The organism is Caballeronia sp. (assembly GCF_049581465.1).
Taxonomy (GTDB): domain Bacteria; phylum Pseudomonadota; class Gammaproteobacteria; order Burkholderiales; family Burkholderiaceae; genus Caballeronia.
In genome coordinates, this window is record NZ_JBAUSA010001417.1 from 1 (window position 1) to 11,098 (window position 11,098).

The 11,098-nt window shown below is 57.7% G+C and carries 10 protein-coding genes and 1 pseudogene; 5 read left to right on the plus strand and 6 right to left on the minus strand.

The features are described 5' to 3' along the window. Positions 1-410 precede the first annotated feature (410 nt). Positions 411-1,153, plus strand: a pseudogene (locus WCA53_RS34250) (PLP-dependent aminotransferase family protein); the annotation flags it as partial. Between the two features lie 274 nt (positions 1,154-1,427). Next, the gene (locus tag WCA53_RS34255; RefSeq protein ID WP_423922693.1) at positions 1,428-2,324 is read left to right on the plus strand and encodes a fructose bisphosphate aldolase; all 897 of its coding nucleotides are present in this window, start codon (positions 1,428-1,430) and stop codon (positions 2,322-2,324) included. Positions 2,325-2,537: 213 nt separating this feature from the next. On the opposite strand, the gene WCA53_RS34260 is transcribed toward WCA53_RS34255, so the two are convergent. After that, positions 2,538-2,876, minus strand: a complete 339-nt coding sequence (locus WCA53_RS34260) for a DUF4148 domain-containing protein (RefSeq protein WP_423922697.1) — start codon at positions 2,874-2,876, stop codon at positions 2,538-2,540. A 283-nt stretch (positions 2,877-3,159) separates the two neighbouring features. Between WCA53_RS34260 and WCA53_RS34265 the strand changes: the two genes are divergently transcribed. After that, positions 3,160-4,290: an acyltransferase family protein gene (locus WCA53_RS34265; RefSeq protein ID WP_423922701.1), complete on the plus strand. Its 1,131-nt coding sequence runs from the start codon at positions 3,160-3,162 to the stop codon at positions 4,288-4,290. A gap of 619 nt (positions 4,291-4,909) precedes the next feature. Here the strand turns inward: WCA53_RS34265 and WCA53_RS34270 are convergent. Beyond that, positions 4,910-5,119 carry a hypothetical protein gene (locus tag WCA53_RS34270; protein ID WP_423922705.1) on the minus strand — a complete coding sequence of 70 codons (210 nt, stop codon included), beginning with the start codon at positions 5,117-5,119 and terminating at the stop codon, positions 4,910-4,912. Positions 5,120-5,693: 574 nt separating this feature from the next. Between WCA53_RS34270 and WCA53_RS34275 the strand changes: the two genes are divergently transcribed. Then, positions 5,694-6,032 carry a DUF4148 domain-containing protein gene (locus WCA53_RS34275; RefSeq protein ID WP_423922708.1) on the plus strand — a complete coding sequence of 113 codons (339 nt, stop codon included), beginning with the start codon at positions 5,694-5,696 and terminating at the stop codon, positions 6,030-6,032. Between the two features lie 78 nt (positions 6,033-6,110). Here WCA53_RS34275 and WCA53_RS34280 read toward each other — a convergent pair whose 3' ends face one another. From WCA53_RS34280 to WCA53_RS34290, 3 genes are all read right to left on the minus strand, one after another. Continuing rightward, positions 6,111-7,154, minus strand: coding sequence for a rod shape-determining protein (locus tag WCA53_RS34280; protein ID WP_423922711.1), 1,044 nt, complete (start codon positions 7,152-7,154; stop codon positions 6,111-6,113). A gap of 301 nt (positions 7,155-7,455) precedes the next feature. Next, positions 7,456-8,265 carry a prolipoprotein diacylglyceryl transferase family protein gene (locus WCA53_RS34285; RefSeq protein ID WP_423922714.1) on the minus strand — a complete coding sequence of 270 codons (810 nt, stop codon included), beginning with the start codon at positions 8,263-8,265 and terminating at the stop codon, positions 7,456-7,458. A 653-nt stretch (positions 8,266-8,918) separates the two neighbouring features. Continuing rightward, complete coding sequence (locus WCA53_RS34290; protein ID WP_423922719.1) at positions 8,919-9,176, minus strand: DUF4148 domain-containing protein; 258 nt, start codon at positions 9,174-9,176, stop codon at positions 8,919-8,921. A 284-nt stretch (positions 9,177-9,460) separates the two neighbouring features. Here WCA53_RS34290 and WCA53_RS34295 point away from each other — a divergent pair, with 284 nt between their 5' ends. Beyond that, complete coding sequence (locus WCA53_RS34295; protein WP_423922723.1) at positions 9,461-9,835, plus strand: hypothetical protein; 375 nt, start codon at positions 9,461-9,463, stop codon at positions 9,833-9,835. A gap of 137 nt (positions 9,836-9,972) precedes the next feature. On the opposite strand, the gene WCA53_RS34300 is transcribed toward WCA53_RS34295, so the two are convergent. Then, positions 9,973-11,098: porin (locus tag WCA53_RS34300; RefSeq protein ID WP_423922726.1), on the minus strand; the 1,126-nt coding region annotated here is incomplete at its 5' end.

Here is an 11,098-nt window from a genome sequence, read left to right on the forward strand (position 1 = left end):
GCACAGTAGGGCCTGCCCTGAACCGTGGGGTGTGACTGGGTAGCAGTATGTCTCTCCTCAGAAGGAATGCCGGATACCTCTGTCCGCGCGAACGGTTGTGCGTTGCGCGCGCGTCGACGTGCCCTGAGCGTTCCAGGCCCGTGATGGGGCCACGCCGGCATCCAAATTTTCCAACATGTCATGGCGGGCTTCAACATTTACGACCATTACGTACTCCGATTCAATTCGACTCGCTCTAAGCGCCGCCGCTTCAATGTGTGCTCATCGAAGGCCGTTTGATGGCTTAGGGCAAGGCGGCGATCCATCCCTCCAGAAGCGCGTATCCCGCGTATATCCCTCACGGCGGCGAAATCGCCAGGCGACGACGCTTTCCTTCTACTGCGAAGCATAAGAAAATGAATGCCGGCACCCTGGATCTCGACGCACTCGCCGAGGCCCTGAAAAAGCATCCGATCCGCGCTTGCTGGTTTATGACGAACTTCCAGAATCCGACAGGCGTGACGCTGTCGTTCGAAAAGAAGAAGGCTTTGGTCGAGTTGCTTGCCCAACATGAGGTGCCGTTGATCGAGGACGACGTCTATGGCGAACTGCATTTCCAACCCGAGTATGCGCTGCCCGCATTGGCATTCGATAAACAAGGGCTCGTCATGCATCGCAGTTCGTTTTCGAAGACGCTTGCTCCTGGCTACCGGATCGGGTGGGTGTCGGCCGGACGCTTCACGGACAAGGTGCAGCGGCTGAATTAATGACGACGTTATCGGCCAGCATCCCGGTGCAGGCGGGCGTGGCGGACTATCTGCAGCACGGCGGCTACGACAGGCACCTGCGCAAGTTGCGTGGGGCCTTGCGCACGCAATTGCAGGAAATGGATGCCGCAATCGAGCGCTGGCTGCCACAAGGCGTGCGACGGACGCATCCCGCGGGTGGATATTTTTTGTGGCTTGAATTCCCCGATGCGATCGATGCGATGGAACTGCACCGTCTTGCGATCTAGCAAGGCATCAGCCTCGCTCCGGGGCCGATCGTTTCGGCCACACACGCCTTCGAGAATTGCGTGCGCCTGAACTTCGGCCATCCGTGGAGTCCCAGGATCAACGATGCGATCCGGGTGTTAGGCGAGCTAGTGGTCTATCCGGCCGTGCGCGCCAGATAATGAAGCCGCCCAACGCGCCGGCTCACACGGTGCGAGGCCGTCACGGGAATGACATCCGTGTGTTTTACAAATCGCTGTCGAACGCGTAAATTAATTTGCAGGACTCTATGCGGCAGCCGCCAAACTCAAGCAGCCTGAGCGGCTTATTGCCAGCCCTTGTGCTGTTTTGAGAAGCTCAGGCGCCAATGCCAGTTACACTTATAAGATCGAAAGCAATAGGTCCGGACCGATGAACTTTGGTCTGGTGTTTGGTAATTGAAGGAGGGAAACGTTCGTGGCTGATGACAAGATGATGGCGCAAATGTGTGAAAAACAGGGGTTTATCGCCGCCCTGGACCAGAGTGGCGGATCAACCCCTGGCGCGCTTGCGCTCTACGGAATTCCTGAGAGCGCCTATAGCGGCGACGACGAGATGTTCAAGCTGATGCACGAGATGCGGGTGCGCATCATCACCGCGCCGGCCTTCGCCGGGGACAAGATCATCGGGGCGATCCTTTTCGAAGCCACGATGGACGGACAGGCTCAGGGGAAATCGGTTCCGGCCTTCCTGTGGGAAGACCGCGGCGTCGTGCCCTTCCTGAAGGTCGATAAGGGGCTCAAAGACGAAGCCGACGGTGTGCGCCTGATGAAGCCCATACCCGGGTTGGACGCGCTGCTTGAGCGTGCAGTGAAACTCGGTATCTTCGGCACCAAGATGCGCTCGGTCATCAACCTGAGTTCGCAATCCGGCATCGCTGCCATCGCTAAGCAGCAGTTCGAACTCGGTGCACAAATCGCGGCACACGGACTCATGCCGATCCTGGAGCCCGAGGTTTTGATCAAGAGTCCGGACAAAGCGGGGGCGGAAGCCATCCTCCGGGCGGAGCTGACCAAAGGTCTCGACGCGTTGCCCGATGGCAGCCGCGTCATGCTCAAGCTGACCATTCCTGAAGTTGCGGATTTTTATCGACCGTTGATTGATCATCCGCGAGTCGCACGGGTAGTGGCCCTCTCCGGCGGCTATACGCGCACCGATGCCTGCAAGCGTCTTGCTGCGAATCACGGCATGATCGCCAGCTTCTCCCGAGCCTTGATCAACGAACTCAAGAAGTCGATGAGCGATAGCGAGTTCGACGCGACGCTGGCGACAGCCGTCGACGAGATCTATCAGGCCTCGGTTGTAAAGCACTAAGGGACTAAGGACTAAGGACTAAGGACTAAGGACTAAGGACTAAGGCGAGCTTTTCGGAAGGCCGCGCTTGACGGATAAGCGCGGCCAACTCCCAGGTGGCCGAGATGGGCAGTGCCGTCCTTTCTGCATGGATATTAACCACTGTCGCTCGGTAACTCGCGCGGCGACGTTCGAGAGGTTCCAGGTCTCCGCCCGCGCCGTCGCGAGCCGTCATCAGTGACCCGAGTACAGCGTGTGATTTTCAATCGGGACCGCGGACGTCGGACCCGCAGGCGCGCCAGCTCCGACAGCGGAGCTATTCTCTACCCCACCGTATGAATCATCGGCGCCAGGAGCCGCGTGGATGCGCGCCTCGGCGGCCTGGACATCGGCGGGATAGTACGGATCGTCTTTTTCCGGGTGATAGCCCGCCTGCTCGAGTTGCACGAGATCGGCCCTGACCTCTGCACGTGTGACAGGTCCGTTTGTCACTTGGTTTGACGTCTGGGCAGACGCGAACGACGGAACCGCGACAACGGTAGCGGCAAATACAGCGCAGATCAACGCTTTCATGATGGTTACCTCGTCAAAGCCAGTGGAATGGTATTGCCCGCGATGAGCAACGCCTGGCTCTCATTTTGAGCGTCCAACCATGACCGCAAGCTGACCTCGGGATTACAGCCGTGTCATCTGCGCTAACTGCGCTAGTAGCCACGGCCCAAAACCAGATTAATTTCTCGCATTTATTCCATTTAAAAAAATTCGCGGACTCTCGCGCCGATTAATTTGCATTTTTTATCGCCTTACCATGTGATCCTTATGCGTACTCGGGTACGCGGCACACTCACGGACCACGATGGCACTATCTGCGAGAAAGCCGGCTATTCCGGCGTTGACGGGCGTGCGGTTTCTCGCGGCTCTTAGCGTCGCGCTCTTTCACCTCTCCTTTCAACTGGCCGCGTCGCTCAACATTCCCACGGGCCATTTTTTCGACAACGCAGGCGAACCGGTCGAATTATTTTTTATGTTGTCCGGATTTATTCTCACCTACACTCATTCGGACGTAAGCACTGTCAATAGGGCCGCAACGAGCCAATTCTACTTGTCGCGATTCGCCAAGATCTATCCCATGTACCTGTTGGGATGGCTTGTGTTCGCGCCGCTGATCTACATCAATCTTGTGTCCCTCCATGGACCCGGCCCCGGGACCTATGCCAGGCTCGCCTTCTATGGCGTGATGTCGATCACCTTGATGCAGGCCTGGATTCCGGCCACCGCCAACGCATGGAACACGCCAGGATGGTCGCTGTCGGCCGAAGCGTTTTTCTATGCGTTGTTTCCGCTTTTATTCGCGTCGCTCAAACACCGCACCGTGCGGGCCCTTATCGCCCTCATCGCCCTATGCTGGTTGATCTCCGTCGTGCCAACCATCGTTGTGTCGATGCTGCCCAAACCATTTTCAACCGTGCAATGGCCGCAGGATGCAGCCAACTTCATGCCCGTATTGAGAATTGCCGAGTTTATCGCCGGGATTTGCATGGGACGCCTGTATCTGGACAGGTCATCGGAACGATCATGGGCCTTTGACCTCGCGGCCGCCCTCGCGCTCGTGCTGGCCGTTGCGGCAATGTTGTTCTCGAACTATCTTCACGCCCGGGTTGTGTTGTTCCCGGTATTTTTTGCACTGCTCTATTGTCTCGCCCGCGCATCCGGCCCGCTTAGCCGCTTGCTAGGAAGCAAAGTGATGGTGCTCCTCGGTGAAGCGAGTTTCGCTTTTTATATCCTGCATGTCCCTTTGTTCAAATACGCAAAAATCGCCGTCCCGAGCGTCGCGACATCTCCATTGCAGTTTTCGATATTCCTCGTCGCTCTAACCGGCGTCTCGATTTTTTGCTATCTATCGATAGAAAAGCCGCTCTGCGCTTACTTGCGTCGTGCGTATAGGACACCGCCCGTAGCGCGCGTCCCTGCCACGCTGCAACGATGACGATGAAGCGCCGCTGCGCTGACCCGCGGGCGACGCAGCCCAGAAGCACTGCGCCTCATCCAAAGGTAGTGGCTGGATTGTGCCCGGCGGACTGGCATTAGAAACTCTTGGGCTTCGGGTGAGCAAGCCGCACCCGAACTTGAAAAAATGCGGAGCAACCCCGGGATTTCATTGCATGACGACGGCGTACGGCGGCGCAAAAAGCGATACGGAGTCCCAAACAGCCGCGAATGAAAGAGTCTGCGTGTCGCAGCCGGTTCCAACCATTTCCTGAACGAAATCGCACCCTACGATCGTCTTTGCCAAGACCATTATCTTTTCCCACTGCTGCGAATCGTCCTGGCGCGACAAGGCGACTCCGGGCAACGTCAACGGATCAACAGCGTGGGGTGCTGACTGTGAAGCTTGGGATGCTGCCTGAAAAGCGTGGGGTGCTGCTTATCACGCGGCGCACGGCACACATTGCAAGATCACCAACCACCGATCCGCTTCGGGCGTGACACGGGTGAACCGACGAAACTCGGCCGACGTGAGCCGCCGCCCGACATTCCACTTAAAGCGTCCGGCCGGCTGTCCCAACGCTCCCGGATCCCGCAACGCACCGTCAGGTCAGGTCAGGTCAGACGCCATGATCGGAGAGAATTTTCAGGTTCCGGATCCGTCGATAGGTCGGATTGTCATGGAGCAAGCGGGCCGTGATGTGCCCAACGGCCGCTTCGCCCAGAAGGTAATCGGGCACGCCCGTGACCGTGTGTTGAGTCACGTGTTTGTCGTAGGTCTCGGGTGTAGCAACCGTGCTGTGAAAAAAATCTACTTCGTAAGTGGCCAAGCGGAACTCCATCAATCGGTTGACGAACATCATACAATTCTTGCTAAGGCAGAGAATTTTTAGCTAAGCGAAAGAGGCGCACTGCGATGGTCGCAGGCGCGGCACGAAAGCCGCGTCCGCTTTGCTAAAAATCCTTTGAGCTAAACCGCTCCGCTGGCGTCCGCTGCTATGGGCGTTGAATCAGGGTGTGATCACCGTGAGAAATCCAAATGACGGTGCTAAGGGCGTCGCGGGAGGCGGCCAAGGCCACATTGTATGCGCATGAGCCTCAGGTCGCATCGCTGAGCGTTCCGAGAGGGAGGGGTAAGCCTCTGGCCTGTACGCATCAGCCATCAGGCCCTAAAGCTTTGTGGCACCCGTCAGCGATCTCATCACCGATCCCATTGCTAATCGCTTAGCCCTTGGCTGCGATTGCTTAGGGTCAAAGCAGTTCGCATCGACTAAGGGTTAACGCGCAATTCACAACAATCCCTTGTTCAGTACGCCCTTAATCAGGCAGCTTGAAGCGCCTAGACTCGAATCACTGAAACGCAAGCGGTTGTTTGCGAAACAACAAAGTCTGGAGCCAAACATCATGAAACTCGTTCATTCACTCATCGTAGCTGCCGTTCTCGCTATTCCGGCCGCATCGTCGTTCGCTCAAGCCAGTGCGGCTTCAAATGGCCCTGTTACTCGCGCTCAAGTGCGCGCCGAACTGGTTCAACTCGAACAAGCAGGCTATAGACCGGGCTCTGGCGACGACACAAGCTATCCGGTACAGCTCCAGGCTGCGGAAGCGCGTGTGGCTGCGCAAAACGGCGCTACGGCCGGTTACGGTGGCGTCGCTGACGGATCGTCGGCATCGGGTAGTTCAGCGGTTAGATCGTTTGGCAGCGACCATGCCGGCACCAAGTCGATCTACTTCGGTCATTAATCTGACCTAGGTCTTTAGGCGCGCTGCATCTGAAGCTGGCCGTTGAGCGACCAAGCTGTGGCGCCCGCACTGGCATCCTCATTCGTAGAAGAAGATGCTGCCGTGCTTGTCCAGGTGTTCGAGGGCCAGGCCCGACCCGCGTACGACACAGGTAAGCGGGTCTTCGGCCACCAGCACCGGTAGCCCCGTTTCCTCGGCCAACAGACGATCGAGATCACGCAGCAGTGCGCCGCCGCCCGTGAGCATCATGCCGCGCTCGGCGATGTCCGCGCCGAGTTCCGGCGGGGTTTGCTCAAGCGCGATCTTGACCGCCGACACAATCTGGTTGAGCGGATCGGTTAGCGCTTCGAGAATTTCGTTGCTGGAGACGGTGAAACTGCGCGGAATTCCTTCTGACAGGTTTCGGCCCTTCACTTGCATTTCCCTCACTTCGGAGCCAGGGAACGCGGAGCCGATTTCCTTCTTGATCCCTTCGGCCGTTTGCTCGCCGATCAGCATGCCGTAGTTGCGGCGGATGTAATTGACGATCGCGTCGTCGAACTTGTCGCCGCCGACCCGCACTGAACCCTTGTAGACAATCCCGCCCAGCGAAATGACGCCTACTTCCGTGGTGCCGCCGCCGATATCGACGACCATCGAGCCGGTTGCTTCGGACACGGGCAAACCGGCGCCGATGGCGGCGGCCATGGGTTCTTCGATCAGGTAGACCTGCGAGGCGCCAGCGCCCTGCGCGGCTTCCTTGATTGCGCGGCGTTCAACTTGCGTGGAACCGCACGGCACGCAGATGATGATGCGCGGCGACGCCGCGAACACCCTGGCTTCGCGCGCCATCTTGATGAACTGCTTGATCATCTGCTCGGTAACGGTGAAGTCGGCAATGACACCGTCTTTCAGCGGGCGGATCGCTTCGATGTTGCCCGGCACCTTGCCGAGCATTTGTTTGGCTTGCTTGCCGACGGCCTGGATGGTTTTCTTACCGTTCGGGCCGCCTTCCTGACGGATTGCCACGACGGAAGGTTCGTCAAGGACGATGCCCTTGCCACGCATGTAGATCAATGTGTTCGAGGTGCCGAGATCAATTGCCAGGTCGGTGGAAAAGTAGCTGCGTAGAAAACCGAACATTCAAAATCCTATTTCGCTTGAGGTCTGGCCCGAGGACACGTCACGTGGAACCCTGTGACGCCAGCGGCGGAAATCACAACTCCAGACGGGCGCGACGGAAACGGTCGCGCGTGCAGGATACTACCGGGACACAATCGACCCGTCTAAACGTGACGGCATGGCTGGCCCGATTTAGGGCGACACGTAAAGATACCTTATAACTCAAGCCATCCAGCGGCGATTGTTGAGGCCTCGGTTCGGGTTCTGATAATGGTGGGGTGCGGAGGCGGTGCTGCAACACGCCGAGTGTTGCGTCCTTCCGCTAATCCTTCGAGATAACGAGCGGATAAAGTCGGCTAAGCGCCTGATTGAATGTCGCTTTGGAGAAAGGCCCGAGATGAGCGTCTAAAAGCCTGCCTTTTTCGTCGTAGAAAAGGGTGGTAGGAAAGCCAACGGCGCCCACTGCTTTCGCGACGGCATGGTCTGGATCGAGGAGCGAATTCCGGATATGCAGGTCACGCGACTGCAGATAGCTGTCAACATGGCCCGCTGTCTCGCCCTGGTTCACAAAGACCAGATGGACATGGGGATGATCGATTTGAGCGCGCGCCAGCACCGGCATCTCTGCCTGGCACGGACCGCACCACGACGCCCATAGATTGACGACAGTCGGGCGCCCATCTGCTGCGGTGAGGGGCTGCGAATCGCCGTTGCGGTTCATCAATGCGATCGCGGGAATGGTTTCGGGGACTTTCGAAAGGTCGACGGCCGCATTCGCCGCACCCCAGGCCAATATGCCTGTTGATAGTGCGATCAGCAGGGGCTTGCGAATCGCGGGTAAGCGAAAGAAAAAGCGCGTTGCCACGCAAAGCCCTCCAAGGATGCCCGCAATGAGGTCGAACCCAAGATCGCGGATGTCGAACATCTTGAGGAAGTCTCCCTGGAAGTCGGGAAAATAGCGAACCACGAACGACAGGCGCGCAACGAGCAGCCCGACCCAGACGCTGCTGAAGATTGCCCGCTGAAGTTTCTCCTCACCGTGACCCACGAATTGCGCCACGGCCAACGCCACCGCGACACCGAACATGAAAATCAACGGATGCATGGGCAATGCAAGTGGCCCGAAATTCATTTGCAGTCCCGTGCTTCTCGCCGTTTATTAGCCATCAAGTTTATTTCCACTGTGTCAGCGCCGTACGCAGATGCCGAGGACATCTGGACGATCGATCCCAAGACACAAGGAAGGTCGAATAATGGGCGCGTGCCGCAAGTGTACGAGATTCATCGCGCCTGCCAGCCGCGATGGCGCATATAAGCGGCTACGGAAATGATCATCAGGGAGAAAACGAGGTTGAGCGCGCCACGATGGCCGTCGCCAATTCAAAAGCGTTATATCACATTTTGACATACCCCTGGCCGGGCGAGCGCACTCGAGCCCGATCAGAACGCGGTCGTCCTTGAGGGCGGCACGAAGATCTTCTACAAATACCTGGCTGCCGCCGCGTATCCAGCTCGATTGGGATGAGATCGAAGGTCTGACAGACACGCTGGGCAAGAACGGCGTGACGAGCAACTATCGTTTCGACCTCGCGGCCGATTACTGTCGACAAGGCAACGCTCAGGCGTACGCGCTATCCGAATATCCTGATCGATGGCAACGCCTCGCCATAATCGCGACGCTTATGCGTGATCGGCCAGCGCTTTCCAAGCTGTGACAGTCTCATGATCGACCGTTCTGGAGCAGGTGACGCAGGCTCAACGTCTACGTCACCGCGCTCGCAGCGCTCAATGATGCGCGTAGACGTTCTTGTCGAGGTAGGCGAGCTGGCCGTCTTGTTCAGCGTGAATAAGCGAACGGTAGACCTGCCCACGAGTCTTCTCCGGAGTCGCCTGCCCATAGGGCGCCGTCCACTGGCCCGCTTGCGCAAGCATCACCGGAGCAGTCGCAGGAGAAGAAGTGTTGGCTGGTGCCGCACTCTGCGCGAATGCAGAGGTTGTGAAAGCCGTTGCAGCGAGTGTGAGGGTGAACAAAAGCGTCTTCATGGCATCTCCTGAGTATTTGAAAAAGCTCGATATCGATAGGACATCGATTTATTTGAGCAGGTTCAGGTTAGCGAAATCACCTTATCCAGCGGGCGGCTTTAACGTGAATCTTTTTTCATTTACCCGCCCGCGTCAGCATCCCGTAAAGACTATGCAAGCTGAAGCGCCCTTTAGCTGTAGTGCGCCCACTCTAAATAAAACTTCATCTTCGTCAGAGGGTTGTTTAAGAAATTCGAATCAACCGACGCAGACAATGGCAGGACCTTACTCGTCGGAGCGTCGCGATGTACCAAATGCTGTCGGTTGAAAAAATTGAAGAGAGAGGCCATCAGGCCGTACGGTTCAACGTCGGATCAAGTGCTGCGATGCTCGACGTGAAGGATGTCGATGCGCTGATCGAAACCCTTGGACGGATGCGCTCCGCTCTCTCCCCGTCACCGCCGACAGAGCCGTCTCTCACGCACGAATACCCGATCGAGATCGATCCGTGCTGGTATATCGATACAAATCCGCTTTTCGACGGTGTAGTGCTTCTGTTGAGACATACGGGCCTGGGCTGGACGGGATTTGCGATTCCCCAAGCAAGTTTGGAGCGCCTGCAGGAAGCGATAGTCCGCCCCGTTCAGCACTCGTTCGAAGTGAGCCGCTTGCCTAGTTGAGCTACGCCCGGCAGGTCCGGGCTCGATGCATCAAAAAGGCGCAGCCATGAGCTGCGCCTTTGACAATGCCTGAAGTGTCTACATGCCCTTCAGCTCGCGGTGACCAGCACAATATGCCAGTCACCGCAGCAGCCCCCTTAGAATCGGTGCCGCATGCCAACTGTGACCGCTACCTGCTGATCGGTCGTCGACGGGCTCACGCCATTGATGGCAGCATCGCCCAGCAGCCCGCCATCACCGCCTGACGCATGTTGATAAACGCCTTCAACATACACGTCGGTGCGCTTGCTCAACCCGTAGTCTGCCAGCAAGGAGAACTGGTGGTATTTCGGCTTCGTATCGCCCGTGTTGGTACTGAACGATCCATTCGTGAACGTGTATGCCCCCGCAAGACTCAGCGCCGGTGTCAACGCGTAGCGGGTATTGAGTTCATAGTTATCGAAGCGCAGACTGTTGCCCGACAACGCGCTATAGCCGTCGTTTGTGTTGATGGCGTCAAGACCATCGAGCTTGGTGTGGGTGTACACCAGGCCGACAGTCGCCGGACCGAACGCGTAGTTCACGCCTGCGCCGAACGTACGCTGGCGCGCAGCGACAAACGGTGCAGTGTTGTCAGCCGGGGACACCGCTCCGCCGGGGTTGCCACCGTTGCCAGGATTGTTGATCTGCAGGTAGGACGTGGCAATACTCAACGGGCCATTGGCGTAGGATGCGCCTGCGCTGTAAGCACGGTTATCGGAAAACGATCCAGCCTTGTTCGAGAAGCCATACAGCCCGCCAAACTTAAAGCCCGAATAATTGGCGCTTTCGTACTTCACCGAGTTGTTGATGCTGAAGCTGCTGTCGAGGTTGTCGTTGTCGAACGGGTGAGCGGCCAGGTTGTTGCCAAGGTCTTGACCCGCAGCCGAAAGCGGCGCGACGTAATCGACGGTCGAGTCATACTGCTTGCCTAGCGTCACCGTTCCATATTGGTTCGACTGCACGCCGACATAAGACTGCCTGCCGAAGATTTCATTGGGTTGCGTCAATGCGCCGTTGTTGACGTTGAAGCCGCTCTCCAACTTGAAGATGGCGTGCATTCCGCCGCCCAGATCTTCACTGCCCTTCAGGCCCCACAAGGTGTTGCTGACGGTACCGCTGCCAACGCCCCACGACTGACCGGACGATGCCGAGCCCGGCACGTGTGAATTGTTTGCGTAGACCACGCCTGCGTCGATTACGCCGTACAACGTGACGCTGCTCTGAGCGTGAGCGGTGCCAGCC